Source organism: Mesorhizobium sp. B1-1-7 (genome assembly GCF_006442705.1).
GTDB classification, from domain to species: domain Bacteria; phylum Pseudomonadota; class Alphaproteobacteria; order Rhizobiales; family Rhizobiaceae; genus Mesorhizobium; species Mesorhizobium opportunistum.
This window is the reverse complement of record NZ_VFWQ01000007.1, coordinates 298415-325362: the sequence shown is the minus strand read 5'-3', so window position 1 is coordinate 325362 and position 26948 is coordinate 298415. Positions and strand designations below refer to the sequence as shown.

Genomic DNA, 26948 nt, shown 5'->3' with positions numbered 1-26948 from the left:
AAAATGCTGCGCATCGAATGCCCCTGCTGCGGTCCGCGCGACCATGACGAGTTCCGCTATGGCGGCGACGCCTCCGTCAGGCGCCCGGCCCATGACGATCCAGATCCGGAGGCGTGGTACGCCTATGTCTATGTCCGGAAAAACCCGGCGGGGCTCCACCGTGAGTTCTGGCAGCATGTGACCGGCTGCCGCCAGTGGCTGGTGGTCGAGCGCGACACGCACAACCACGTCGTTTCCTCGGTCGCCTTCGCCAGGATACCACAAGCATGAACGCCCACAACAAGCGACTGCCCGCCGGCGGCCGCATCGACCGCTCCCGCCCCATCGAATTCAGCTTCGACGGCCGAAAGCTGGCCGGATATCGCGGCGACACGCTGGCCTCCGCGCTGCTTGCCAACGGCGTCATGCTGGTTGGGCGCAGCTTCAAATACCATCGGCCGCGCGGCATTTTTTCCGCCGGGCCGGAGGAGCCGAACGCACTGGTCACGCTCGGGACTGGCGGGAGGCGCGAGCCGAACCTGCCGGCCACGATGCTGGAGCTTGGCGACGGCATGGCCGCGGAAAGCCAGAACCGCTGGCCGTCACTCGCCTTCGACGTGCAAAGCATCAATGGCCTGTTCGCGCCATTCCTTTCGGCTGGCTTCTATTACAAGACCTTCATGGGTCCGACACGGCGCGCCTGGATGGTCTACGAGCATTTCATCCGCAGAGCCGCCGGCTTGGGCCGGGCCGGCACCGAGCCGGACCCGGACCGCTACGAGGTTCGCCATGCCTTTGCCGATGTCGCGGTCATCGGCGGCGGTCCGGCCGGCTTGTCGGCGGCGCGCGCCGCCGCCGCGGCCGGCGCGCGGGTCGCACTCATCGAGCAGGATTTCCTGCTCGGCGGCCAACTGCTGGCGGAACGGACCGACGGCAAGGCGGCCGCATGGCTGAGCCAGGTCCAGGCCGAACTGGAGAGCTTCGAGACCGTCACCTTGATGAAGCGGACCAGCGCTTTCGGCCTCTATGACGGCAATGTCATTGGCCTGGTCGAGCAACGCGACCAGGCCAGCCCGGCCGGCGAAGCCCGGCAGACCGTCACCATGCTGCGTGCCCGCTCGATCGTTTTCGCCACCGGTGCCATCGAGCGCCCAATGGTGTTCCCGAACAACGACCGGCCCGGCGTCATGCTTGCCTCGGCCGCCCGGGCCTATCTCAACCGCTTCGCCGTTCTGCCGGGCAGGAAGATCATCGTCGCCGCCACCAATGACGGCGCCTGGCGCACCGCCTTCGACTTCGCAGGTGCCGGTGCCGGGGTGACGGTGGTGGACATGCGGCCCGCCACGCCCGCAGCGCTTGCCGCGGAAGCCGCCCGCCTCGGTGTCGTCGTGCGGACCGGGAGCCGCATTGCCGGTTTGCATGGCGGCCATGCCGTCAAGCGTGCAACGCTCAGCGGACCGGATGGCCGGTTCGAGACCGCTTGTGATCTGGTCTGCATGTCCGGCGGCTGGTCGCCGACCGTGCATCTCACCTCGCATCTCGGCATCAAGCCCCGATATCGCGATGACATCGACGGCTTCGTGCCGGGCAGCTTTCCAGCCGACCGGTTCGGCGCCGGCGCTATGATGGGAATCTACGCTACCGCCGATGCCATCGAGGACGGCCATCGCGCCGGCATCGAATCGGCATCCTTCTGCGGCAAGTCGACGCCGGTGCCGGGTCCCAGGGGGCTCGATCTGGGCGAGACCATCACGGCCGTGCCTCGCGACGTCTCTCCGGCCCACCGCGTAAAAGCCTTCGTCGATTTCCAGATGGATGTCACCACGAAGGACATCGAGCTCGCCCATCGCGAAGGCTATGAAGCGGTCGAGCACCTGAAGCGCTACACGACGCTCGGCATGGGCACCGACCAGGGCAAGACCAGCAATTTCGCCGCACTGTCCGCGATGGCCGCGCTGCGCGCCGCAACGGTTCCCGAGACCGGCACCACGACCTTTCGTCCGCCCTTCACGCCGGTTGCCATCGGTGCGCTTGCCGGACGCGCCACCGGCCATCATTTCAAGCCGTTTCGCCGCACGCCGATGCACGATTGGCATCAGGCCAACGGCGCCGACATGCTGGAGGTCGGTCTGTGGATGCGGCCCTGGTTCTACCGGCAATCCGGGGCCGATGTGAACGAAGCCTATGTCGCCGAAATGCGGCAGGTGCGCCAGGCGGCAGGCCTGATGGACATCTCCACCCTGGGCAAGATCGACGTCCAGGGTCCCGATGCGGCGATTTTCCTCGACCGCGTCTATGCCAACGGCTTTGCCAAACTGCCGGTCGGACGCGCCCGCTATGGCGTCATGCTGCGCGATGACGGCATCGTCCTCGATGACGGCACAACGACGCGGCTGGCCGAAAACCGGTTCTTCATGACCACCTCGACGGCCAAGGCCGCCGATGTTCTGTCGCGGCTCGAATTCCTGCTCGATGCGGCCTGGCAGGACCTGCGCGTCGCCGTTACCTCGGTGAGCGACGAATGGGCAGCGATGTCGGTCGCTGGACCGAACAGCCGTGCCATCCTGGCGGCTGCGTTTCCGGCGCTCGACGTTTCCAACGCAGCGCTGCCGCATATGGGGTTGCTCGAAAGCGAATGGGAAGGCCGCGCGCTGCGCATCCTGCGCCTCAGCTACTCCGGCGAGCGCGCCTATGAAATCTATGTTGGCGCGACTGCCGGCGCGCAACTCTGGAGCCATTTGCTCGAAACGGGCGGGGCGTTCGACCTGAAGCCTTACGGCGTCGAGGCCCTCGGTGCGTTGCGCGTCGAGAAAGGCCATGTCGCCGGACCTGAAATCGACGGGCGCACGACGCCCGACGATCTCGGCCTCGGCCGCATGGTCGGCAAGCGCAACGGCTTCGTCGGCGATGTGCTGCGGCGACGCCCTGCCTTCACGGCGCCTGACCGGCAACGCCTGGTCGGCCTTGAATGCATCGAGGATGGAAAGCGGCTGCGCGGCGGCGCCATCCTGTTCCTGCCGGGCGAGAAGGCTCAAGGCCATGGTCGCGGGCGTGTCACGTCCGTCACCTTCAGCCCCGAACGCGGCCACTATGTCGGGCTGGCCCTGCTTGCCGGCGATGTCGCGGCGGAAGGGAGCGAGGTCTTGGCCGTCTATCCGATGAAGGCTGAAACGGTGCGTGCCCGCATCGTCTCGCCAGTGTTCCTCGATCCGCAGGGAGAACGGCTGCATGGCTAGCCCGGATTTCAGCCTGTCCGTTGCCGACTGCCGACTCATCCAGATCGAGGGCTGGGACGGGACGCTCGGGCAATTCGAAACGAGCCTGTCCGCGTCACTCGGCGTGGACCTTCCCGCCTCGGTCGGCGAGACGGTGCGTCACAACGGGCTTCTCATCATCCGCATCGCACCCCGCCGTCTCTGGCTTGCTCTCGACGACAGCGCGCCGGAGCCGTCCCTTGCGATCGATCCGGATCTCGGCTGTTCGGTTGCCCTTGGCGAAGGCCGCGTGCGTTTCAGCCTGGCCGGGGTCGACATCGCGAGCGTGCTCTCGACCTGCATCGCCGTCGACTGGCACGCGCCGACGACCGCTCCGGGTCGCGCTGTGCAGACGTCCTTCCATCATGTGCCGGTGCTCTTGCTGCGCACCGGCGAGACCGCATGTGAACTCATCGTGCCGCGAAGCTTCGCCCGCAGCCTTCATGACTGGCTTGTCGACAGCCAATCCGAGGCCGCTAATTTCTCGCCGGCCAGTCGCGCAGAAGCGTGATCCCAAACCTCGGCGCGGCCGCTTTGAGCCGCTCGATATCGGCGGGAGTCGGCGGCCTGGCCGCCTCTCCCTTCCGAAGCTCACGGCCGCCTTCGGCGAGAAACCGGTCGAATCCACTGGGCGTGCCTATCAGGATGTAACGGACGGGCTGACTGCCAGGATTCATGAGCTGGTGCGGGATGCCTCGTTTTAGAAACATGCCCTCGCCCGGCGAGAGCGTTTGGACCTCGCCATCCACAATCGCAGTCAATTGCCCCTCGATGACGTAGACCGTCTCGTCGTCGTTTGCATGGACATGGATCGGCGTCTTCGTCTGCCCGTCACTTCTGTTTTCGAGGAGACAAAGCACGCCTTCCGTCTGTTCGCCGCCAACCAGCCGCTTCATGACGACGCCTGCGAGCGAAAACGCCTTCGGTTCGAGATCCGTCATCGATCCAGTCCTTCCTGACCCAGTCCTTCTTGACATTGAAGCGTCCTGCCTCAGCGCACGAGCCCATCGGTTGCCTTCGTTCGGCCTCCTAAACCCCCAACACAGCCTTCACCCGTTCACGCGTATAGGGAAGGTCGTGGATGCGCTTTCCCGTTGCATGCCGGAACGCATTGGCGATCGCACCTGCCGTCGGCCCCTGCGCTGCTTCCGCGACGCCGAGATAGGCCGAGCCCGGATTGTCGACGACGTGCACCTCGACGCTGTCGGGCACGGCGCTGAAGCGCAGGATCGGATAGGCCGACCAGTCGGCGCTGAGGATGCGGGTGTCGTTGAAATGGACGGCCTCGTAAAGCGTCCAGCTCAACGATTGCAATATGCCGCCCTCGGTCTGGTTGACGATGGAATCCGGGGCCACCGCCTCGCCGCAGTCGACCGCGCACACGACATGCGAGATGGCGATGGCGCCACTGTCGCGGTCCACGTCCGCTTCCAGCGCGATGGCGAGATAGGCGGCATGGTTCTTGTACTTGGCGAAGGCAAATCCCCTGCCCCGGCCTTCCGGCATCGGGTCGTCGCTCCAGCCGAATTTCTCGGCCGCCACCTCGATCACCTTCCTGGCGCGCGGATCCTTCAGGTGCCGCAGCCGGTACTCGATCCGGTCCGCCTTGGCTACCAGCGCCAGTTCGTCCATGAAGCTTTCGATGGAGAAGACGTTGCAATAGGCGCCGAGGCCGCGCAACGCAGAGACGCGCACCGGCATGTCGGCCACGAAATGCCAGTTCACGCGCGGGTTCGGCACATCGTAGAGCGGGATGGCGTTGCGGTCGCCATTGCCGAGCGGCGATATCTGCAGCTTGGCGGGATCGGGCGGAAAATGCTTTGCCATCAGCCGCCCGGCAATCAGCGAACCGGCCGAACCCGGCCTTGTGCCGTGGTTGTTGCTCCACAGGTCATAGTGCCAGCTGACGATGCTGCCCTTCTCGTCGAGCGTGGCGCTGGCCTTGGTCAGCATGGCCGGACCATAGGGCTCCCACAGATGTTCCTGGTCGCGCATCCATTGCACGCGCACCGGCGTGCGGGGCAGCGCCTGTGCGATCAGCGCGGCATCGGCGGCCGCGTCGTCGGCGCCATTGTGGCCGTAGCAGCCTGAGCCCTCGGTGTGGATGCAGCGTACCTTTTCCGGCGGCACCCCAAGCATCTGCGCAATCGCCTTGCGATCGGGATAGACGCCTTGCGTATGCGTCCACACCGTCGTCAGACCGTTGTCGACCATGGCGACGGCACTGGAGGGGCCGATCGAACCGTGCATCTGGTAGGCACGGGTAAACTGCGCTTCAACAGTCCTTGCACCCGGCGCCGCCTCAGCGCCGACCGAGGTTACGGTGCCGACTTCGGCAACCGATTTATCGAGGAAAGCCGCAAGCTGATCCTGGTCCGGCAGCGCGGCCCCTTCCTGCCAGGTCGCCGTGGCCGCCATGGCGCGCATGGCCTTCACCGCCTGGAACTCTTCCTTGGCGACCACCGCCAGGAAATCGCCGTCATGCACCACCGCGACCACGCCCGGCATCGCCTTGACGGCCGCCTCCTTGAAACCGGTGAGCTTTGCCGAATAGCTCGGCGGCCGCACGACACGGGCATGCACCATGCCGGGCAGCCGCATGTCCTGGACGAACGCCTCGCCGCCGGTCACCTTGGTCGGAATGTCGACCCGGGCGAAGGGCTTGCCGATCGCATGATAGGTCTCCGGCGCCTTCAGCTTGGTGTCGGCGGCGGCATCGACATGCAGGAAATCGGTCACGACAAGTTCGCCATAACCGAGCGCGGCGCCATTCGGCCCGACCACCTTGCCGGCTTGCGCCGTCAACTGATCGGCGGGCACGCCGAGCTTCTCGCTGGCCTTGGCCACAAGGATCTGGCGCACCTGCGCCGAAGCATGGCGGATAGCCGTGCCGCTGTTCTGGATCGTCTGGCTGCCGGCGGTGTAGCCCTCATCGGGCGTCAGCGCGGTGTCGGCGGTGATCAGCCTGATCGCCACCGGCTCAACCTCCAGCTCCTCTGCCGCGATCTGGCGCAGCGAGGTCTTGGTGCCCTGGCCAAGCTCGGCCTTGCCGGTGAAGACGGTGATCGAACCGTCGGCATCGATGCGGATCCAGGCATCCAGCGACGGCGTGTCGGCAAGGCTGCCCGGCAGGGTCGACGGCTTTGCGGGCGCGGGCGCCGGCGTCGCGGCCTCCTGTGCATGGACCGGAATGGCAAAGGATACGACCAGCGCGCCGGCGCCTGCCAGGAAGCCTCGCCGCGTCAGATCGGGAAAATGCGGAGCGTTCATGATGCCCTCCCCGTAGTAGCCGCCGAGGCTGCCGATCCTGGCTTCATCTTTTCGCGGGCGCGGGCGACGGCGCGCAGGATGCGCATGTGAGTGCCGCAACGGCAAAGGTTCGGCTCCAGCGCCTGCCTTATCTCGGCATCGCCGGCATCCGGCTTGGCCTCGAGCAGGGCTTGTGCCCGCATCATCATGCCCGCGATGCAGTAGCCGCACTGCGCCGCCTGCTCCTCGATGAAGGCGGCCTGCATCGGCCCCGGCTCGTCTATCGTGCCCAGCCCCTCCACCGTCTTGACCTGGCGCCCCTCCACCAGCATCGCCGGCGTCAGGCACGAAAAGACCGCCTTGCCGTCGACCATCACGGTGCAGGCACCGCACTGGCCGAGCCCGCAGCCGAACTTGGCGCCATTGAGCTTGAGCTCGTTGCGCAGCACGTAGAGCAGTGGCGTCGCGGGGTCGGCTTCGACGTCGTGCGGGACGCCGTTGACATTGAGCTTCATCTGTCTTGTGCTCCTACATTGTCCGGGCCGCGCTCGATGCCGTCGGAGGGGCGCACGCTGACCTGGTATTTGCCGTTCCTGGTGGCGGCCAGTCGCTCAGAGGCATCGGGCCATGCCGGCTGGCCGGCGAAGGCCTCGCGCAGATAGGCGAGCAGGTCCGTCACCTGGTCGTCGCTCAGCGTGGCCGCGAAACCCGGCATGATGGCGCTCTGGCGCCCGCTTGCCGCCGGCAGGCCGAACAGCACGGTATTGATGACGTTCTGCGGGCCGGGCGCATTGACCGCGCTCGACAGATGGAAATCCATGCCGCCGAACGGCTGCGGGCGGCTGCCGTCATGGCAGGTCGCGCAGGCCGCCTGGTAGATCACCGCGCCGCGTCCGGAGGGTGTTGCCGCCGTTGCCGACACCGGGATCGGTATCGCGCCGGCATCCGTGGAGAGCTTTTTGCGGATCTCCTGTGCTTTCGTGACGCGCCGCGGCGACGGTTCGCCCATCTGCGACGCGATATAGGTGGCCATGGCGCTGATGTCGGCGTCGGGAAGCCTGCCGAGATTGCCGGTCACCTCGCCCATCGGGCCGTTGGCGACGCCATGCTCGGCATGCCAGCCCCGGCGCAGGTAAGCAAACAGGCTGTCATGTGTCCACGGCACCGGCGCCGTCGTGCTGGCATCGAGCGCAAAGGCCGTCCAGCCCTCGGCCTCGCCACCGGCGAGATGCGATCCCGCCTTCTCGGCGCCGAGCATGTTGCGCGGCGTGTGGCAGGCACCGCAATGCCCAAGCCCGTTGACGAGATAGGCGCCACGATTCCACTCCGCACTTTGCGAGGCGACAGTTTGATAGGACCCCTTGTCGAAGAACAGCAGCTTCCAGCCGGCCAGCACCAGGCGCACATTGAGCGGGAACGGCAATTCATTGGCGGGCGGGCGCTTGTTCACCGGCCGGCGTGTCATCAGATAGGCATAGAGCGCGCTGTTGTCCTCGTCCGAGACCAGCGTGAAATGGTCGTAGGGGAAAGCCGGATACAGGTGGTTGCCGGCACGGTCGACCCCTTCGCGCATGGCGCGTGTGAAGGCGGCCTGTGACCAGCGGCCGATGCCTGTCTCGGGGTCGGGCGTGATGTTGGTGGAATAGATCGTGCCGAACGGCGTCGGCACGGCAAGCCCGCCGGCAAAGGACTTGTCGCCCGGCTTGGTGTGGCAGGATGTGCAATTGCCGACGGAGGCCAGCACCGCGCCCTTCTCGATCAGTGCCTGGTCGAAGGCGGATCGTTGCGGCGGTTCGACCGGATCGATCGCCGGCTTCCAGGCGTAAGCGAACAGTCCGGCGGCGCCAGCAATGACGACGACGAAAACGCCTATCCAGAAGCGTTTCAAGACTGCGCCTCCTTTTTGGCAGGCCAGCCAGCCAGCGAGACGCGACTATGCCCGCGTTGCTATTGCAGCCGACGCAGGAAAAGCTAGGCGCGATATGAGTGTCGTCAATTGTCCGATTGCTTCAACTTGCGATCACCCGCCTGCGATCACATGTCGATCCAGTGGCACGGACCGGGCCTCGTCGTTCTCGTCGGGATTGGAGTGGTGCGGCCCGATAGCTGCCGCCCATGTCGGGTAATTCCAAGGTCAATCCGCCGGGCGATTGGTTTTGCGCCACTCCTCATATTCGCCTCGAGCATCGTCATGCAGCGGGTAGTAGCGCTGCAGCGGAGCACCCTGCATCAGCTTCATTCGTGAGAACTCCTCCCAGTCGTGATGCTTCTGTGATTCTTCGATCACTTTTGCGGCCATTGCGACAGGAAGCACCACCGCCCCGTCATCGTCGGCGATGATGATGTCGCCGGGGAGCACCGTGACGCCGCCGCAGGCAATCGGAACATTGACGGCATTAGGATAGATGCTGGTCTGCACATGATAGTTGGGCGTCCAACCGCGCAGCCATAGGGGCAGATCGAGCTTCTCGACATTGGGGCGGTCGCGCATGCATCCGTCGATGACGATACCCGCGCCGCCCCTGCCCTTGAAATAGGTCGACATCATATCGCCGAAGACGCCCGAGCTCATGTCGCCGCGCGCATCGACCACCACCACGTCGCCTTCCTGCGCGTGGTAAAGCACGTGCCGGTGCAATTGCGTCTCCGGATCGGCATATTCTCCCTCGTTGAAAAGGTCCGGCCGCTGCGGCAGGAATTGCAGCGTCAGCGCCGGCCCGACGATCGACTTCCCGTGGTTCTGCGCCACCGGACCGACCATGTGCGGATTGCGGAAGCCCATGTGGCCAAGCGTGCCGGCAACCGTCGCGGCGCCGATCTCCCTTAGCGCGTCGATCAGATCCTTGGGCGGCCGCGTGATATCGGGGATATGCGTCATTGTCGGACTCCGTTTGCAGGGAATTACCAGTTCGTAACAGAACCGTCGCGGCGCTTGAGGTGAGGCGCTTCCCAGAAGCGCAGGCTCTGCGCCTGGACCGCCGCTTCGTTGACTTCGATGCCGAGCCCCGGCAGATCGCCGACCGGATAATCCGGGCCGTCGAGCCGTGGTTGCACGGGGAAGAAATCGGAATTGTCGAAACCCAGCTTTCTTTCGGGCGCCCTGGTCTCGAGCCATGCGAAGTTAGGCACGGCGGCAGCAAGATGCACGGTCGCGGCGGTGCACACCGGACCAAGCGGATTGTGCGGCATCAGGTCCACATAATGCGCCTCGCTCCAGCCAGCTACTTTCATCGCCTCTGTGAGCCCGCCGACATTGCAGACATCGATCCGGTTGAACTGGTGGATGCCGCGCTCGATGTAAGGCAGGAAATCCCATTTGCTGGCAAATTCCTCGCCGATGGCAAAGGGGATGTCGGTCATGGTGCGCAGGGATTCGTAGGCCTCCGGCGTCTCGGCCCGTATCGGCTCCTCGAGGAAATCAAGCACACCGCGGCCGAGCTTGTTGCAGAAGCTCGCCGCCTCCGCCACCGACAGCCGATGGTGATAGTCGATGCCGAGGACGACATCGCCGCCCAGCGCCTCGCGCGCTCTGTTCAGCATATGCGCGGTAGCGCCGATCGACTCGCGCGGCTCGAAGATATCCTTGCTGCTCTGCCCTACGGGGAAGAAGCGGATCGCCTGCCAACCCTGTGCGCACAGTTCGTGGGCCCGCTCGATGGCAACATCGCCCTCCGCCTCGTCGCCAGTCGAGGCGAAGGTGGGGATGCGGTCGCGCTGCTTGCCGCCCAGCAACTCGTAGACCGGCACCCCCAGCGCCTTGCCCTTGATGTCATGAAGGGCGATGTCGATCGCGGAAATCGCTGCCTGCAGAACGCGGCCGCCTTCGAAGTACTGGCTGCGATAAACCTCCTGCCAGATCCGCCCGACCTGCATCGGATCGCGGCCGATGAGAAACTCGCGATAGTGCTCGATCGCGCCGGCCACTGCCTTCTCGCGACCGCTCAAGCCGCTCTCACCCCAGCCGAAGATGCCCTGGTCGGTCTCGACCTTGACCAGCATCTGGTTGCGGGTCCCCACCCACACTGGATAGGGCTTGATCGCGGTGATCTTAAACTTCTCGGTCATCCAGCCCACCCCCAATGCAGCCCACCCAGTGAACCCGCCCTCTCTCAGTTGCCCTCGAGGGCCATCTCCGTTTCGCCATCGAACAGGTGAATGCGCTCCTGATCGAACTCGAGCCAGATCTGCTCGTCGGGTGTGACGGCGATGTTGGGCGACACGCTGATGTTGACGATGGCACCGGAGAGAAACGCCTGCACGAAGGTGATGTCTCCGGTTGGTTCCACCGTATAGGCCTTGGCCGGGATGGCTCCGTGGACCGCGCTCTTGTGCAGCTTGATGGTCGAGTGTCGCGCACCGAGAACGACCTTCCTGCTAGTCGCTCCCTGGACCTTGCGCGCGTTGGGTTGCGACAGCTCAAGGCTCCAGCCTTCAGCGCTCGAAAGGACGGTGTCGCCATTGGCCGTCGATGCCTGTAGTGGAATAAGGCTCATCGCAGGGCTGCCAACGAAGCTCGCGACGAACATATTGGCTGGATGTGCGAAAACCTGCGCCGGTGAATCGTATTGTTGCAGGTATCCGCCGTTCATCACCGCCATCCTGTCTGCCATGGTCACGGCCTCGAGCTGGTCGTGCGTCACATAGACGATCGTCGCCTTGAGATCCTGGTGGAAGCGCTTGATCTCCGACCGCATCTGCACGCGCAGCTTGGCGTCGAGGTTGGAGAGCGGTTCGTCCATCAGGAACACCGCCGGATCTCGAACGAGGGCGCGGCCCAAAGCCACGCGCTGCTGTTGCCCGCCTGAAAGTTCGCGCGGCTTGCGCTCGAGTAGCTGCGTCATGTCGAGCACGCGTGCCGCTTCCTTGACCTTCTTGTCGATCTCGTCCTTGGGCAGCCTGCGCATCTGCAGCGGGAACGCCAGGTTCTTGTAGACCGATTTCTGCGGGTAGAGCGCGTAGTTCTGGAACACCATCGCGATGTCCCGGTCCTTGGGGTCGAGATCGTTGACCACCCGGTCCCCGATGATGATGTCGCCGGATGTGATCGGGATCAGCCCGGCGACGAGATTGAGCGTGGTCGTCTTGCCGCAGCCTGAGGGGCCGACGAGTGCAACGAACTCGCCGTCATTCACCGTCAGCGAAACATCGTTGACGGCTTTGAAGCTGCCATAGGTCTTGACGAGATCTTTGAGGACCACATGGGCCATCGGCAACTCCCTAGTGCTTGACGGCGCCTTCTGTGAGGGCGCGTACGAAGTATCGTTGCAGGACGAGGAACAGCACCACGACGGGCACACTCATCATGAAGCTGGCCGCCATCAGACCCGGAAAGTCGGTCGTGTTCTCCGAGAAGAAGCGCTGGATGCCGACCGGCAGGGTCAACTGCTCGTTCTTGGAGAGGAAGGTATAGGCGTAGATGTACTCGTTCCACGCGCCGATGAAGGAATAGATCGCCGTGGCGATGATCCCTGGTGCCGAGAGTGGCATCACGATCAGGATGAAGGCCTGTAACCGCGTCGCTCCGTCAATACGCGCCGCCTGCTCGAGCTGCACCGGGATGTTGTCGTAGAAGCCCTTGAGCAGCCAGATCGCCAGCGGCAGTCCGAATGTGAGGTAGGTGAGGATGAGCGAGCCATGCGTGTTCACCAGCCCGATCGCGCGCATCAGGATGAAGAGCGGCACCAGAAAGATCACCGCGGGGAACATGTTGCGAAGCAAGACGGCGAAGAACAGGAAGTTCCGGCCCGGGAAGGTGAAGCGCGAAAAGGCGTAGGCCGCGGGAACCGCCACGATCACCGAAAGGACGGTCGTGGCAGTGGAGACGTAAAGGCTGTTCCAGAAGAAGCGGAGGAAGTCCTGGCCGACACTGTTCTGCGGATCGAGCAGCTTCTGGTAGCTGGCGAGAGTAGGCTCGTCCGGCCACCATTGCGGCGGGAATTGCATCGCGGCAAAGCCGGATTTGATCGAGGTGATCAGCATCCAGATCATCGGCAATGCGGTGTAGAGCAGCATGAACACGAGGAAGATGCGCCCGCTCCACCGCCATCCGTCAACGCGTATGCGGCGACGGGTCTGGCCTCGAGCGGCTGTCTCGGCAATCGTGCTCATGCGCTCTCATCCTTCCGGTCGTTTCCGCTTAGCGCGCGAACGTAAAAGTAGCCGAGCGTCATCAGAATGAAGAACAGAAGCACCGAGTAGGCCGATGCGACGCCCCAGCGCTGCCGGCCGAAGGCAAGCTCATAAATGTGCGTGATCCAGATGTGCGACGCGTTCGACGGCCCGCCGCCAGTCATGATCCAGGGGATGATGAAGGAATTGAAGTTGGCGACTGCCAGCAGAAGGATCGTCACCGTCGAGACGTTTCTAAGGTGCGGGAAGGTGACGTGCCAGAAGCGCTGCCATGCGTTGGCTCCGTCGACCTTTGCAGCGCGCAGCAACTGGTCCGGGACGGTCTGCAGACCGGCCATCATCATGATCATGGCGAACGGGAACTCCCGCCAGATATTGACGACGATCAGGGAGGGCAGCACCGTGCTGACGCTGTCGATGAAATTCGGCGGCCGGTCGGCCCATCCGAGGCCGACCAGCACCGCGCCGATGATCCCAAAGTCCGAATGGTAGATCCACTTCCAGATGTAGGATGCGGCGACGGCGCTGATGACCCAGGGAATGATCAGGATGGCGCGCAGCACCCCCCGGCCGATGAAGTCGCGATGGAGGGCCAGCGCGCAGCCAAATCCCAGGACAAAGGAGAGGAAGGTGGATGCCAGTGTCCAGATAAGGGTGTTCGAGGTGACCTTCCAGAACACCGAGCTGGTGAGGATGGCGGTGTAGTTGTCGACGCCGATGAAGATCTTGTCGCGGAGCTGCAGGCCAGGCGGCGTGTTGAAGAACGAAAGCTCGATCGTGTAGTAGATCGGATAGGCGATGACGATCAGCATGACGGCAATCGCGGGAAGCACGTACGCGTAGTCAGCGCGATGCTCCCAAATCTTGCGCAGCAGGGGTCGCAATCTCCCGCGAGTCCCGGTCTTGCCGGTCACGATCGTCACTTTGGCGGGCCCTTGTTTTCGGAAAGAACCGGTTGCGCTCTAAGCGCAACCGGTAAGATCGCAGGTCAGGCTTCGGCTAGAGTCCGCCGCCCATCAGGTCTTTCACCTTCTTGGCCGCGTCGTCGGCTGCCTGGTCGACGGTCATTGCTCCGGTGAGGGCATTTTGGAGCATGTCCGGGACGATGATGTTCATGATCTCGGGAGATTGCGGCAGCGCCGGGAATGGGATGCCGTATGGCAGCATGGAGGTCGTGACGTCGAGGAACTTGATGCTGTCCAGACGCTCCTTCATCCATTTGGTCTTGAAGCCGTTAAGGTTGCCCGGGTTCGAACCCGCATAGGCCATTTTCAGTGACCATTCGGGACTGGTCCACATGCAGATGATGGCCTTCGCGGCCGGTTCGTCGACCTTGCCGCCCTCGACATATTCGGGCTTCAGGATGTGGATGTTCGAGCCGCCGAACACGACGGCGCGCTTGCCGTCGGGGCCGGTCGGGATCAGCCCGTAGCGCATGTTGTCGATGACGGTCTGCGCCTTGTCCTTGTCGGCGCCTGTCGCCTTCGCCTGCAGATCGAGCATGACATTGTAATCGGACGGGTGCGAGATCATCATGCCAAGCTGGCCGGCGAGGAACAGCGGCTGGTTGTCGGCCTGCTGGTTGGTGAGCGCCGAAACCGGAACCGACTTGTCGCGGACATACATGTCGTAAGAGGCTTGCAGCGCGGCCTTGCTCTGCGGGCTGTCGAGTTCGATCTGCTTATAGGTCGGGTTCGGCGAGGTTTCGTCGAATACGCCGCCGCCATAGGCCCACAACTGAGGCATGAAGCGGTACGGGGTATTGCCGGCATTCTTGCGCGCCACGAGGCCGTAACCGGCGATGCCGAGCTTGTCGTGGATCTGCTTGGAGTACTTCACGACGTCGTCCCAGGTTGCCGGAGCCTTGTCCGGATCGAGACCCGCGCGCTTGAAAATGTCGGCATTCCAGATGAACGCCATGGTTTCATTGTTGGTTGGGATGCCGTAGGTCACGCCGTCCCAGGTCACGGCTTTCATGGCGCCGGGCCAGAAATCCTCGGTCGAATATCCGACATCCTCGGGCTTGAGCGGCTGCAGATAGCCCTTCGAGGCGAACTCGGTGCCACCCAGGATCTGCAAGCGGACCGCCATTGGCGCTGCATTGCCAAGGAGCGCCGTGCGGAACTTGTCCAGGAGATCGTTATAGGTGAGCGCCTGATCCTCAAGCTGGATGTTCGGATAGGTCTTGCGGAAGGTGGCGAAGAAATCCTTGTAGTACTGGCGCAGGAGATCGGGGTCGCCCTCGAAGACGCCCTGATACCAGAACGTCAGTCGTCCCTTGTAGTCGAGCGGAGTGACCTTGCCGCAATCGGCGGCGGTGTCGAACTCCTGTGTGCCTGCAATCGAGCGCACATACTCCGGCGACCACTTGCTCAGGTCGACCGGCGGCGCACCAAGCGCCGATGTAGACATCAGCGATGCCGTCAAAACACCGACGACAGTGCCGCGCAGAACCGCACTGCCGAGCGTAATCCTCGTCATAGGTATCCTCCCTGGTTCTCCGCCCTGCGATCGCGAGGACGCCCTTTTTCGGAACGGGTGTACCCTCTCGACCATTTAGTACGTTTTCAGATCGTTGATTGTCTGTCAACGCACAGGATCGTACATTGTTTGTGAAAGCCGTGTGTGATATCGGGCAAAGTGTGTATTGACCTGAGGAGCCGGCCTTGGCCGAAATAGATGATTTCAAAGCCATGCCACCCGATGGGATCGATCCCATCGGGGCTTCCAGCGAGGGCGCCTCGCTTTACGAGCGGATCAGGGAAGACATCATCGAGGGACGGCTCGCCGCCAACGAGCGGCTAGTGGTGACCGATCTCGCCCGGCGCCACGGGACCTCGACCAATCCCGTGCGCGAGGCGTTGCAGCTGTTGCGTGGGGAGGGCTTTGTCACCTTTGTCGCCAACCGCGGGGCGCGTGTGCGACCCATAGATCAGGATTTCGTCCGCGATATCTACGAGATCGGTGTCTTGATCGAGCCGGCTCTGACGCGATGGTTCGTGAATATGGCCACCGGTGAGGACATCGCCGAACTCGAACGTCTCCAGGGCTTGATCGAAGAGAACAACTTCGCCGACACGTTCAGGCACAGCGAGTTGGATACCGCCTTCCACACCGTGATGTACCAACGGCATTACAACCGCCATGCCGCCGAGCTTTGGTGGAAGCATCGCGAAGTGCTGCGAGCCGTGAGCAGGCGTTTCAATTTCACGCTCGCGCGGCGGGCCGCAATCATGCGCGAGCACCGCGAACTCATTGCGCTGGTGAAAGCGGGAGAAGCCGACAAGGCGGCCGAACTCGTCTCCCGCCATGTCGAGGGTTCCGGCCGGCATGTTCTCGAACAGATGCGTGCGCGCAACGCCGCTCGGGCCGGCTAGGACGAGAGGTCAAGTCCAGAACGCCGTGCCCCGACATTTCAGACAAAGGGAGTTGAGATGAAAATCACCAGCGTTCGGCCGTGGCTGGTCAAGTCCGATGCTTCCTATTGGGGAGAGTACCTGTTCGTCGAGGTGACTACCGACGAAGGGGTAAGCGGCTGGGGAGAAATCACCACCACGACTAGGCTCGCCAACCGCGCTCTTTGCACGATCCTGCGGCAGATCGGTGTCGCCATGACAGGTGAGGATCCAGCGCGTATCGAGCATCTCTGGCACAAGATTTTCCGCAGCTTCACTTACATGGGAAGCCGCGGCGCCGCCGTCGAATGCGTGAGCGCCATCGACATAGCGCTATGGGACATCCGGGGCAAAGTCTTGGGCAAACCGATCTACGAGTTGCTGGGCGGGCCGGTGCGTGATGAAATCGCGCTTTATACCCATCCCAACCAGGCCAAGTTCACGAGCAAGGAGACTGTGGTCCGCGAAATCTTGGACATCGTCGAATCCGGACATACCGGGCTCAAGTTCGATCCTTTCCCCCACCAAGGTCGCACCGCCGATGGCTTGGCGCGTGAACAGCGGGACGGCTATCTCGACGGCAGCATGACCCGCAAGGACGAGCGCGAAGCGGCCGAACTTACGGCGCTCATCCGCGAAACGGCAGGCCCTGACGTCGACATCCTCATCGATGCGCATGGCCGCTTCGATGTCCCCACCGCCATTCGCCTCTGCCGGAGCCTCGAGGAAGCCGGCCAGATCGACTGGTTCGAGGAGCCTTGTCCGCCCGAGAGCCTGAACGCCCTCAAGCAGGTGCGTGAGAAGGTCAGTGCGGCTATCTCGTGGGGCGAGCGCGGCCACACGAAATGGGATTTCGTGCCGGTTCTCGAGAACAGGCTCGCCGACTACATCATGCCGGACGTCACCTGGACCGGCGGTATTACCGAGCTCAAGAAGATTTCAGCCCTCTGCGAGGCCTACTACATCCCGGTCTCGCCACATGACGCCGCGGGCCCGATCAACGTGGTTGCGGGAGCGCAGGTGATGATGACCGTTCCCAATTTCTACAAGCTCGAAACGTCGGAGTGGAACCTGGGCAAATACGATCATCTCATCGACAGACCGCTCGACGTTTCGAACGGCAGCCTCAAGCTGACGGCGAAGCCTGGTCTCGGTGTCGAGATGAACCGCGACTATCTGCAGGCCCATGAGATTGAGCTGAGCTAGCAAGGCTCCATGCCTGCCAGCGTTTGGGGCGACAAGCCCCGACCAGAACGAGGACAAGTCATGCCAAAGACGGACGGAGCCGGCGAGGCTCTCAATCGGGTCAACACGAACTCCAAACCCTCCGACCTGCGCATCACCGACCTGCGCGTCGCCGAGATCGTCGGCGCGCCGTTCACTTCCGCGCTCATCAAGATCTACACCAATCAGGGCATTGTCGGCCTGGGCGAAGTGCGCGACGGCGCCAGCGCGACCTATGCGCTGATGCTCAAGAGCCGGCTGCTGGGCGAGAACCCCTGCGACATCGACCGTTTGTTCCGCCGCATCAAGCAATTTGGCGGCCACGGGCGGCAGGGTGGCGGTGTCTCGGCGGTCGAGATCGCGCTTTGGGACCTTGCCGGCAAGGCCTATGGCGTGCCGATCTACCAGATGCTCGGGGGACGGTTCCGCGACAAGGTGCGTGTCTATTGCGATACAGACGCGGAGAAGCCCAGTGGCACCGAGACCGGCAAGCGGCTCAAGGCGCGGATGGATCTCGGTTTCACCTTCCTCAAGATGGACCTCGGGCTGACGCAGATCTCCCACATCCCAGGCGCGGTAGTCGCGCCGGCCGGCGTGCTCGAGGGTTTCCGCGGGCATGCCGCTCGCGGCCGGGCACGCACGCTGGACGAGCGCCGGGCGCGCAACGCCGCCTATGACGCGCAGAACGTGCCGCATCCCTTCACCGGCCTCCATTTCACCGAAAAGGGCATCGACTTGCTCGACCGATATATCCACGAGGTCCGCGAGGTGATCGGCTACGAAATCCCGCTCGCCATCGACCATGTCGGCCACATCTCGCTGCAGGACGGCATCCGTCTCGCCCGGCGGATCGAGAAATACGCCCCAGCCTGGCTCGAGGACGTGATCCCCTGGCAGTACACCGAGCAGTATCGGCAGCTGCAGCAGGCGACTTCGGTGCCGATCTGCACGGGCGAGGATATCTACCTCAAGGAAGGCTTCGAGCCGCTGCTCAAGGCGGGCATCTCGGTCATCCATCCGGACCTGCTGACCTCGGGCGGCATCCTCGAGACCAAGAAGATCGGCGACGCGGCGCAGGACCATGGCGTCGCGATGGCCATCCACATGGCGGAAAGCCCGATCGCCGCGATGGCCGCCGCGCATGTCGCGGTGGCGACGGAAAACTTCATGGCGCTCGAATATCACAGCGTCGAAGTGGACTGGTGGGACGATATCGTCACGGGCTTGCCCAAGCCGCTGGTCAAGGACGGGTTCATCGCCGTGCCGGACAAACCGGGGCTGGGCATCGACGACGTGGTCGACGAAGTCATCAGCCAGCACCTGCAGGAAGGCGTCAAAGGCATCTGGCAGCCGACCGATCACTGGGATGACGAATATTCCTGGGATCGGACCTGGAGCTGACTCTACACCTCTTCCAGGAGGGAGAGGTGAACACAAGGATCGACCATGATCTACGAACTTCGCATTTACGACTGCCTGCCGGGCCAGCTGCCGGCGCTGCTCAAGCGTTTCAACGACCATACCTTGGCGCTGTGGGATAAGCACGGCATCCGCCAGGCCGGCTTCTTCACCACGGTGGTCGGCGAAAGCAGCAATCGACTGACCTATTTCGTCGCCTGGGAATCCCTTGCCGAGCGCGAAGTGAAATGGAAGGCCTTCACCACCGATCCGGCATGGCTCAAGGTCCGCGACGAGTCCGAGCGCGATGGCCCGATCCTGGCCAATATTTCCAGCCAGTTTCTCGCGCCAACCGCCTTCTCGTCGGTGAAATAGAGGACGTCATGAAGATCACCGATCTCCGGTGCGCCGTCATCGGCAAACATCCCATCGTCCGCATCGTGACCGATGAAGGCCTCTATGGCCTGGGCGAGGCAGAGTACACCAAGCCCTATCTCAAACCCTGGGTCCTGCATTTTCGTGAGGCGCTGATTGGTGAAGACCCGACCGATGTCGAACGCTGCATGCTGAAGATCCGCCAGCGCGGTTCGTTCAAGCCCTACGGCGCCGCCGTCAGCGCCATCGAGCACGCGCTCTGGGACATCGCCGGCAAGGCGGCAGGCGTTCCGGTCTACAAGCTGCTCGGCGGTAAGGTGCGCGACAAGGTGCGGGTCTACAATGGTTCGATCCGCAAGAAGCGAACGGGCGACCGACCCGAAGACTACGCGGCCGACGTCAAATGGATGATGGAGCGGCCGGAAAACTTCTTCATGGTCAAGCAAGGCATCTCCTTCCACTCCAACATGAAGACCAGCGTGCCCGACTTCCACTATGGCGTGCGCCAACCGCCGACCTATCACGGCGCAATGGACCAGGGGCAGATCAGCGAGCGCGGCATGGCGCACATGGTCGAATGCGTCATCGCCATGAAGGAGGTGCTCGGCGACAAGGTCTCGCTGGCGCTGGATTGCGGCCCCGGCTGGTTCCTGCCGGACGCAATCCGCTTCGCGCAGGCGGTGGAGAAATACAATCTGATGTGGCTCGAGGACATGCTGACGGGCGACTACGTGCCATGGGTCAATCCGCAGGCCTATCGCGAACTCACGACATCCACTTCCACCCCCATCCACACGGGAGAGCAGATCTACCTGCGTCATAATTTCAAGGAACTGATTGAAACACAGGCGGTCCGCGTCATCGGCCCGGACCCCGCCGATATCGGCGGCATTGCCGAGCTCAAATGGGTGGCCGAGCATGCTTACATGCATTCGATCATGATGGCGCCGCATGGCACGGCAAACGGTCTGCTGGGCCTCGGCGCGCTGATCAACGTCTGCGCCACACTGCCCGCCAACTACATCGCCTTCGAATATCCCAGCGCCTCCGACCCCTGGTGGGAGGATATCGTTGTTGGCCTGCCGACGCAGATCGTGAAGGACTCGATGATCGACCTGCTCGAGGCCCCCGGATTGGGCCTCGACATCGATGCCGCGGGCGCGAAGAAATACCTCAAGGAAGAGGACGCCGGGTTCTTTGATTGAATGCCCGCAGCGCGGACCTCGCGGATGCGATCCTCGTCGGCAGCATCCTGGATCCGCCAGACCCGGCTAAGCAGCCAAATCACGCAAGTCGCCGCGGAAGACGGAGAAGGCCGGCCCGGCTGAGCGCGCTCCGCCTTCGGCCGGAGTGCTCGCCTATCGGCATGCGGCTCGGTGCAAGCCTTCCCTTGCGGGTCGAATTCCTCACTGCGGATAGCGACTATTGCGACTGCGCAACCCCTTCCATCGTCGACGAACCACGGCTCGCATTGGATGCAGCGCGATTTACATTCTAGTATAATCTGATCATTTCCGGTGAACGAAGCCACGGATTTGCCATGGACCTGGATCCTTCGACCCTCAATCGGGCTCTCCCGCTCCGCGATCAGATCTATCAGAAGATCCGCAACCTGATCGTCGTCGGGCAGATGAAGCCGGGGGAAGTGATCAACGAGGTGGCGATCGCCGAAGCCCTCGGCGTCTCACGCACTCCGGTGCGGGAAGCCGTCAAGCGCATCAGCGACGAGGGTCTCGTCAAGATCCTGGCGCAGACCGGCACCTATGTCGCGCCGATCAGCCGCGCCGACCTGGAAGAAGCCTATGTCATCCGTCGGGCGCTGGAGATGGAGAGCGCGCGGCGCGCGGCCGTCAAGCTGACATCGGCATCGGCCGAACTGCTTGAAGACAATATGGCGGCGCATCGGCTTGCCATATCGCGCGGCCGATATGCCACCGCGATACAACTCGACGATGTCTTCCACCGCACCATCGCCGAGATCTGCGGCCTGCCGATGATCTGGCGCGCCGTCGACATCTCCAAGGCGCAGATGGATCGCGGCCGTTACCTCGCCATTCCCAAGCCCGGCTATGGCGAACAGACGATCGAGCAGCACGAGGCCATCCTCGACGCGCTCAAGCGCCATGACGCCGAGGGGGCAGCGCAAGCGATGGAACACCATATCGAGACGTCGTTCCGCAACACGCTCGAAGTCGCGGCCGACCTACTCGGTTGAGGCGGCCCGCCCGGCGGGTGCACCAAGTCGGAAGCGCTCGGTTATCGGAGCGTTCGACCTGATGGACATATTTGAGATAGGTCTCAATCTTCGAACTTCCGCGTACCTCACCATAGCATCCGCCCATGCGTTAAAATCCCGGTTTCGACCCCGATATAAATGGGACCGAACTGCCTGAGGCACAAGGATTCGCGGACCGGCCTAACGCGGCGACTTCAACACACCAGATGCGAGGCAAGGCACGCCAAAAGGCTTCATCTCTCGTTTGATGTTCGCCGTTTCAGCGGAGCTTGCGTGAGGTGTAATCATCACTTGATTGATGAACGTCTTCGCCTCGATGTCGACATAGACACCCTCTCTCGGTGCCTGCTTGTCCAGCCAAAGGAGTCTCACCTCGTCTTCGAACTTGAAGGCACGCCGCTTTTGCAACAGCATGGTCGCGGCCATCCGGGTAACTTCTTTCTTCGATCCTTCTGCGACCGACTGAGCCAGACGAACAAGAGTTCTCTCGCCACGATACTGGACGCGGCCCAGAAAAGCGGAACCGGCGCTGTTCTCGATGAGGCTTTTGGCCGCGTTCACCATCACGTCCACCCGACAGCGGATTCGGACAATAGGAGTTTCCTTGTCGGGACCAAAGCCTGCCATCCGCCAACGCGGTTCGTCATGTGCACCTGTGGTCCAACATGAGCCGTACGGTTGAAATCCGTCCAAGGGACCGGGGCGATTGAACAGACGATCGCACCACCACCGCTCATAGGGGTCCCGCCAACTTCGAACGGGCGAGAGCCGCAGTTTGTTAGTTTCGAAAATCAGCTTGGCGTAACGCCATTCCAGCATGTGATAGAGGAATGGTTTTGTGATTGCGGGATCCGTCATCACTTTCCGGCCGTGGGCGCCGCGCTCGACGAGGGACCAAGAGATGGGATGCTTCTGGTCGATGATCATGACAGTTTCCCAAGAGCCCGCTGGGCACTCTAATCGGCTCATTCAGTAGCTAAACGAATAATTTTCACGGTGAGCCGTGTAGAGTTCTCAACTGAATGTCGCACGTGCCCTTGCGAAAACACCAGATCTGCGCTCAGAGATTGCAGCCCATTTGGTTGAAAAGGACTCCGGCGCATTCAAGCCGCAGATAAGTCACATGGAAAAGCAACTTAGCGAAGGCGAGATCAAAGACGCCCTCGACGACTTGTCGTGGCAAAAGCTTAAGACTCACCTGGACGCGATCGAGTTCGATAAAGCGCTCGCCGGTGAACTGCTGGGCCACGTAAGGCGATGCGGGCGGTTAGTTCTCAGATATCCAGACCCGAAACGCGAGAAGCTACGAGACCAGCTGCTCGACGGACTGGCCGCATATCTCAAGGAACGCTTGGGAGACGACGCGCTGTCTTGCTTTGAGAGCGTCCGCGCGACGTTTCGGACGATCGAGGATGGCTATCGTGGCATTCTCACATTGCTCGCTCGCGCTGAGGTATCGAAGTTGCTGCCAGACGTTAGGGTAGCCGCCTACCTACAGCGCGCAAACGCTCAGTATAAGGACGTAAATAAGCGCGCCGCTGCAGCCATACGCCAGGGAGAAACCCTTGAGGCCATGGCAGGCGTTCTCCTGAAGGACGACGATGGCAACGACTTTTCGCCTGATGCAGCCTCCGACGCGATCGTCAAGACTCTGACCAGCACCCTGTTGATGGAAGGGTATACCAACGATTGGTTCGACAAGAATGGCCTGCTCGTCGTGCCAGATTTCGAACCTGCGGATGAGGAAACCATCTACAAGGCGGGCTCCACCGAAGTCCTTGGTATCTGCTGGGGTCGGTGGGAACGCACGGAGGAACACCGCAGATTTCTAGAGACGGAGTGGACCGAACTGACGGGCGAGGCCCGTCCAAAGGGGCTGCCCGACAATATTCAGCGCGTAATCGACACAGGCCCGACGGAAACGTGGCTGTGGGATTTCATCGCCAACGAACGGCTGCAGGACCGTCTGGTGCAGACATTCCTGGAGATGTCCTTTGAAACGCGAATGCGTCAGGGATTACGCGGCATCGCCGGCCCTGCTCCTCTGCTTCCAGATGCTTACGTGTCGGCCGAGGAGGCTCATTCGGCCGTATCGTTGTCCGCAATATTAGGCTACGCGGTGGTCGAGGATCTTGCTCGGCCGGGCAAACTCCGCTTGGTCGAATGGCTGCGTGGCTACGCATTCCTGAAAGGCCTGGCGGAGGAGCGCTTCGACAGTAGCCCTGCTGGCGTAATCCTTATCGAAGAGGCCGAGCTGTCCGCCAGATTGCAGCAGGTGGGGCTCTCTGCGGAGGCGACACGGATCTTTCTCGGGCATGTGTCCTTGGGACGGACCAGCCGTGACATGTATGACTGTCCGCTGGTAACGACCTCCAGCGGCAAGCTTATTCTCTTCGCTCCGGCCGTTCTCGCCACCCATATTGTCAGCGTTGTCCTCTCAAACCTCTCCAGACTGCGCGAGCAGCTGTCACGCAAGGGAGCCGCTTTCGAGACCAGCGTACGCAAGTTTTTCACTGATCGCGGAATGGATTGCCGGGGCTTTAAGGTCAAACGCCAGGGAGAGGTATATGAATTCGATGCCGTCCTTGTCTGGGGCGACCGTGTTTTTCTGTTTGAGTGTAAGAATCGCAGCCTCTCGGGCCGAAACCCCGTACAGGCATATTACTTCGCACTCGAAAACCGCTCCAACGCGCGCCAGCTCCGGCGCCTCGCAGGTGCCCTTCGGCAATATCCGGATATCCTAACCGAGGAATTTGGCCCTGAGGTTGCGAACAAGGAGGTCACCCCTTGCATACTGAATTCGCTGCCTTTTTCGTTGCCAGGGATGCAGGATGGCGTCTACTTCACAGACTGGTCTGCTGTTACTAGATTCTTCCAAGAAAGGTATGTGCACGCAAAGACGGCACACCACGTTGGCGATGATGTGACTTTGCTGCATCGATCCGCTCTCTACGATTTATGGCACGGGGATCAGCCTACGCCGGTTCATTTCATCCGGGCTCTGGACAATCCATTCCAATTGGAAATCGTGGGTAACCACATCGATATCCACCGCAGCATATTTCCCGTTGGACCCGAGATGGCGGTGGTTTCTCGCGAATTCATGCGGGAAAACACCACGGCGGAATCCATAGCTGAGACTTTGGGCGCTTCCCCAGATCGGCTGCGGGCCGATATCGCCAAGGTCGGACGCGCGGTTAAGAACGTGCGTGCAAGGCATAAACAGTCACTCCTACGAAGAGAAGATCGCGCGTGGCGCGAACGTCGAAAGCGACGCCCGGACTCAGGCGAATAGGGAGAGGCCAACCGCCTTCAATCAGCTCCGCGGAGGCATGCTGGCAGCGTCCAGGCGACGGTGAATCAACGAAACAAGCGACAGCAAGTCTTCGGCGTCTTCCTTCGACATCGTCCAGTTTATCCGTGCCTCGTGTGCCGTGGGATTGCGGAACATGCCGAACGTCCCTTTCAGCAGGTTGCCGAAGCCCTTCTGCTCGTCCTGCTCGCTCTTGGTCGCGAGGGCGTAAGACCGCCTCGCACCAGAAAGCCCGAGATCACTTCGTCGATGTCCGGGACCGCCTCAAGCGCAGCGGATGGGATTCCCATCGCATCGCCGGCGAGCTCGGCGTGGCTCGGCAGACCAGCTATCAATACGGTTTCAATGCAGAAGCCAGGGGCGCTCGCCAGATCCCAGCCGAGAAGTTGGACAGGCTGCGCACCGCTGCCGTCCGGGCAATCCACGACCATTGGGACCGTGGGAAGTTCCCGTGGCTAACGCGGGAGCAGCGGACATGGATCGTGCTGGGAGCGGGCCTCGAACTGCTGTTGGAGACGACGCAGCCAGCCTTCGGCGCCTCCCATGCGGCCAGGCACTGCGGCTCGTGCATGCCGGGGAAAGAGAACGTCAACCCAGGGTTCAGGCTGCCGCCGGACGAGGCGTTATGCGTCGAGTGGCTGGAATGGCGTCATGGCGGGCTCGTGACGAAAGCCGACGCCATGGCCGTAACCGCCGTCGATGAATATCTCGTCGAGCGTGTCGGGCTCGAGATGCTCCCGTCATGGTCCATACAGCCGACGGCCGAGCAGGTCGCGGCTCTCAAGGACATTCACGAAAGGAGATTCTCAATGCTGCGCAAGCCAGCTCCGCCTAAACACGGTGGCCTCATGCCACGTCCTCGCGCGCAAAAGGCACCGATCCCGCTGACCGGTGAGGGGCCGAAACCGAAGAAGTGGCCGGACGTGGTCCGGTGGTCCATCGGGCCGGACGGCAAACCGCAGCGGCAATGGGTGCCCGGCTTCACGGTGCGCGGCGACAAGCCCGCGGCGGGCTGGGTCACCGAGGGAACGCCGGAGGAAACTGAGATGAAAAGAGGTCTAGAGGGGTATGACCAGGTTCGGCCGGGACAATAACGGCAGCTACTGCCTTGTGCATCAAGACGAGGTGTTCAGGCGCTGGGAGAGCCTCTTAAAAACCCCTCGAGCGCTGACCCGAATGGTAACACGCCGCGAAGCGCGCGCTAGACGACGCGCCTCCGGCCCCGCCGCCCACGAGCTTTCCGGCGTACGAACCGGGACCGGGGGATGGCAGGTGGCTCATCCCCGCGGCAAGCAGTATTAGATGCGGGACAGTAGTGAGGATTTCGCGACGGCGGCCGAGATCGCGGCGCTCTATGCCAAGCGTAAGCTCAAGGCCGACGCCAAGAACGCCACCAGGAGGCCAAGCGCGTCCTTTCTGTCGGGAAGTTCGGTCTATTGCCGGTTGAACTGCCGTGTCCACGCATAGGTTCGCCGGATGTCTCCAAACTGTTGCCGTCATGTGCCCTGGTGTGGCTGCATGTTCCGGTGATGCAAGTTCCTGCGCATAGCTGGGCTCCGCGTGATCTGGTTTGCGCCCGCGCAAAGATCGCACGCCATTTGTCGGTACAGATGGCCACGATCGTTTCGACATGGGCGCAGGAACAGTAGGTCCAATTCTTCAGCACAGATTTGGAAAACCGCTCCTGTCCGCAAGCGAGGCTGGCAATGGAACACCGAGAGCACGATAGACACGGCCTCCATGAGGATGCGTTGGCATTGTTCCTGGGGACGCTCTTCGTCGCACTCGGCACGGTGATCTACGCTAAGGCGACGCTTCTGGTCGGCGGAATGGCCGGAATGGCCCTTCTACTGCAATACGCCACCGGCATGCAGTTCTGGGTAGCATTTTCTCTTATCAACCTGCCCTTCTACTATCTCGCGATAAAGCGAATGGGCTGGCGTTTCACAGTCCGGACGTTTGTCGCCATCAGCCTCGTTTCCTTGCTGTCACGATTATCGGCGCGCTGGGTCGAGTTTTCCCTACTAGACCCCACCTACGCAGCCGTGGTGGGCGGTGGCCTGTGCGGGACGGGCCTTTTGATTCTCTTTCGCCACCGTACTGGTCTTGGCGGCATCAATATCCTGGCCATCTTTCTCCAGGAGACCTTGGGGATTAGGGCTGGCTACTTCCAGCTTGCCGTTGATCTCGGAATCCTCGGCGCCGCCTTGTTCGTCCTGACGCCCGATCATCTGGTGCTGTCGATCCTTGGCGCAGCGATCGTCAACATGATCATTGCCATCAATCACAAGCCTGATCGCTATCTGGGCGTCACATAAGGCTTGGAGGGGCAGACCGCGAACTAGCGAACGACTCGGCCAAACCGACGTCATGGAGTTCGTGTTTGGCACAAGCCA

General features: G+C 62.4%; 24 protein-coding genes and 1 pseudogene. 13 read left to right on the top strand and 12 right to left on the bottom strand.

Features of this window, described 5'->3' with window-relative positions; translation table 11 throughout:
- The first annotated feature begins 3 nt into the window (after positions 1 to 3).
- From FJ978_RS14615 to FJ978_RS14605, 3 genes are read left to right on the top strand one after another with little or no spacing between them, the layout of a single operon-like run.
- Complete coding sequence (locus FJ978_RS14615) at positions 4 to 270, top strand: sarcosine oxidase subunit delta (protein WP_140572666.1); 267 nt, start codon at positions 4 to 6, stop codon at positions 268 to 270.
- Positions 267 to 3215, top strand: a complete 2949-nt coding sequence (locus FJ978_RS14610; protein ID WP_140572665.1) for a sarcosine oxidase subunit alpha family protein — start codon at positions 267 to 269, stop codon at positions 3213 to 3215. Before FJ978_RS14615 ends, FJ978_RS14610 begins: the two co-directional genes overlap by 4 nt.
- The gene (locus FJ978_RS14605) at positions 3208 to 3744 is read left to right on the top strand and encodes a sarcosine oxidase subunit gamma family protein (protein WP_140572664.1); all 537 of its coding nucleotides are present in this window, start codon (positions 3208 to 3210) and stop codon (positions 3742 to 3744) included. The genes FJ978_RS14610 and FJ978_RS14605 overlap by 8 nt, the downstream gene beginning before the upstream one ends.
- Here FJ978_RS14605 and FJ978_RS14600 read toward each other — a convergent pair.
- From FJ978_RS14600 to FJ978_RS14555, 10 genes are all read right to left on the bottom strand, one after another.
- Entirely contained in the window at positions 3710 to 4174 is a 465-nt protein-coding gene (locus FJ978_RS14600; protein ID WP_013893764.1) for a cupin domain-containing protein, read from the bottom strand. The two genes, FJ978_RS14605 and FJ978_RS14600, sit on opposite strands and share 35 nt — an antisense overlap.
- An 88-nt stretch (positions 4175 to 4262) precedes the next feature.
- Entirely contained in the window at positions 4263 to 6503 is a 2241-nt protein-coding gene (locus FJ978_RS14595) for a molybdopterin cofactor-binding domain-containing protein (RefSeq protein WP_140572663.1), read from the bottom strand.
- Positions 6500 to 6997: a (2Fe-2S)-binding protein gene (locus tag FJ978_RS14590; protein WP_013893762.1), complete on the bottom strand. Its 498-nt coding sequence runs from the start codon at positions 6995 to 6997 to the stop codon at positions 6500 to 6502. Before FJ978_RS14590 ends, FJ978_RS14595 begins: the two co-directional genes overlap by 4 nt.
- Positions 6994 to 8370: a cytochrome c gene (locus FJ978_RS14585; protein WP_140572662.1), complete on the bottom strand. Its 1377-nt coding sequence runs from the start codon at positions 8368 to 8370 to the stop codon at positions 6994 to 6996. The genes FJ978_RS14590 and FJ978_RS14585 overlap by 4 nt, the downstream gene beginning before the upstream one ends.
- A 246-nt stretch (positions 8371 to 8616) precedes the next feature.
- On the bottom strand, positions 8617 to 9360 hold the full coding sequence (locus FJ978_RS14580; protein WP_013893761.1) for a ribonuclease activity regulator RraA: 744 nt from the start codon (positions 9358 to 9360) through the stop codon (positions 8617 to 8619).
- A 23-nt stretch (positions 9361 to 9383) separates the two neighbouring features.
- Complete coding sequence (locus tag FJ978_RS14575) at positions 9384 to 10547, bottom strand: mandelate racemase/muconate lactonizing enzyme family protein (RefSeq protein ID WP_140572661.1); 1164 nt, start codon at positions 10545 to 10547, stop codon at positions 9384 to 9386.
- 44 nt (positions 10548 to 10591) lie between these two features.
- A complete protein-coding gene (locus FJ978_RS14570; protein ID WP_140572660.1) occupies positions 10592 to 11689 on the bottom strand; it encodes an ABC transporter ATP-binding protein in 1098 nt (365 codons plus the stop codon).
- Between the two features lie 10 nt (positions 11690 to 11699).
- A complete protein-coding gene (locus tag FJ978_RS14565; protein WP_140572659.1) occupies positions 11700 to 12590 on the bottom strand; it encodes a carbohydrate ABC transporter permease in 891 nt (296 codons plus the stop codon).
- Complete coding sequence (locus FJ978_RS14560) at positions 12587 to 13534, bottom strand: sugar ABC transporter permease (RefSeq protein WP_140572658.1); 948 nt, start codon at positions 13532 to 13534, stop codon at positions 12587 to 12589. The genes FJ978_RS14565 and FJ978_RS14560 overlap by 4 nt, the downstream gene beginning before the upstream one ends.
- A 76-nt stretch (positions 13535 to 13610) precedes the next feature.
- Positions 13611 to 15092, bottom strand: coding sequence for a sugar ABC transporter substrate-binding protein (locus FJ978_RS14555; RefSeq protein ID WP_013893756.1), 1482 nt, complete (start codon positions 15090 to 15092; stop codon positions 13611 to 13613).
- Positions 15093 to 15277: 185 nt separating this feature from the next.
- Here FJ978_RS14555 and FJ978_RS14550 point away from each other — a divergent pair, with 185 nt between their 5' ends.
- The 6 genes from FJ978_RS14550 (at position 15278) to FJ978_RS14525 (ending at position 21218) form a co-directional block, all read left to right on the top strand.
- Positions 15278 to 15988 (top strand): GntR family transcriptional regulator, encoded by a 711-nt coding sequence (locus FJ978_RS14550; RefSeq protein WP_013893755.1) that lies wholly within the window; start codon positions 15278 to 15280, stop codon positions 15986 to 15988.
- Between the two features lie 57 nt (positions 15989 to 16045).
- Positions 16046 to 17212, top strand: coding sequence for a mandelate racemase/muconate lactonizing enzyme family protein (locus FJ978_RS14545; RefSeq protein ID WP_140572657.1), 1167 nt, complete (start codon positions 16046 to 16048; stop codon positions 17210 to 17212).
- Between the two features lie 60 nt (positions 17213 to 17272).
- Positions 17273 to 18631 carry a mandelate racemase/muconate lactonizing enzyme family protein gene (locus FJ978_RS14540; RefSeq protein ID WP_140572656.1) on the top strand — a complete coding sequence of 453 codons (1359 nt, stop codon included), beginning with the start codon at positions 17273 to 17275 and terminating at the stop codon, positions 18629 to 18631.
- Positions 18632 to 18676: 45 nt separating this feature from the next.
- Entirely contained in the window at positions 18677 to 19003 is a 327-nt protein-coding gene (locus tag FJ978_RS14535; RefSeq protein WP_023767759.1) for an NIPSNAP family protein, read from the top strand.
- 8 nt (positions 19004 to 19011) lie between these two features.
- Complete coding sequence (locus tag FJ978_RS14530; protein ID WP_140572655.1) at positions 19012 to 20208, top strand: mandelate racemase/muconate lactonizing enzyme family protein; 1197 nt, start codon at positions 19012 to 19014, stop codon at positions 20206 to 20208.
- Positions 20209 to 20543: 335 nt separating this feature from the next.
- Complete coding sequence (locus FJ978_RS14525) at positions 20544 to 21218, top strand: GntR family transcriptional regulator (RefSeq protein WP_140572654.1); 675 nt, start codon at positions 20544 to 20546, stop codon at positions 21216 to 21218.
- Positions 21219 to 21419: 201 nt separating this feature from the next.
- On the opposite strand, the gene FJ978_RS14520 is transcribed toward FJ978_RS14525, so the two are convergent.
- Positions 21420 to 22166 (bottom strand): hypothetical protein, encoded by a 747-nt coding sequence (locus FJ978_RS14520; RefSeq protein ID WP_140572653.1) that lies wholly within the window; start codon positions 22164 to 22166, stop codon positions 21420 to 21422.
- A 196-nt stretch (positions 22167 to 22362) separates the two neighbouring features.
- On the opposite strand from FJ978_RS14520, the gene FJ978_RS14515 reads away from it, so the two are divergent.
- A complete protein-coding gene (locus FJ978_RS14515; protein ID WP_140572652.1) occupies positions 22363 to 24534 on the top strand; it encodes a hypothetical protein in 2172 nt (723 codons plus the stop codon).
- Positions 24535 to 24555: 21 nt separating this feature from the next.
- On the opposite strand, the pseudogene FJ978_RS14510 reads toward FJ978_RS14515, so the two are convergent.
- Positions 24556 to 24747 (bottom strand): annotated as a pseudogene (locus FJ978_RS14510) (TIGR02391 family protein); the annotation flags it as partial.
- A gap of 116 nt (positions 24748 to 24863) precedes the next feature.
- Between FJ978_RS14510 and FJ978_RS14505 the strand changes: the two are divergent.
- The 3 genes from FJ978_RS14505 to FJ978_RS14500 all read left to right on the top strand — a co-directional run bounded on the left by FJ978_RS14505 (position 24864) and on the right by FJ978_RS14500 (position 26870).
- Positions 24864 to 25646, top strand: a complete 783-nt coding sequence (locus FJ978_RS14505) for a hypothetical protein (protein WP_140572651.1) — start codon at positions 24864 to 24866, stop codon at positions 25644 to 25646.
- 208 nt (positions 25647 to 25854) lie between these two features.
- Positions 25855 to 26019: a hypothetical protein gene (locus FJ978_RS32815; protein WP_181180401.1), complete on the top strand. Its 165-nt coding sequence runs from the start codon at positions 25855 to 25857 to the stop codon at positions 26017 to 26019.
- A gap of 239 nt (positions 26020 to 26258) precedes the next feature.
- Positions 26259 to 26870, top strand: a complete 612-nt coding sequence (locus tag FJ978_RS14500) for a YitT family protein (RefSeq protein WP_140572650.1) — start codon at positions 26259 to 26261, stop codon at positions 26868 to 26870.
- The last annotated feature ends 78 nt before the right edge of the window (positions 26871 to 26948 follow it).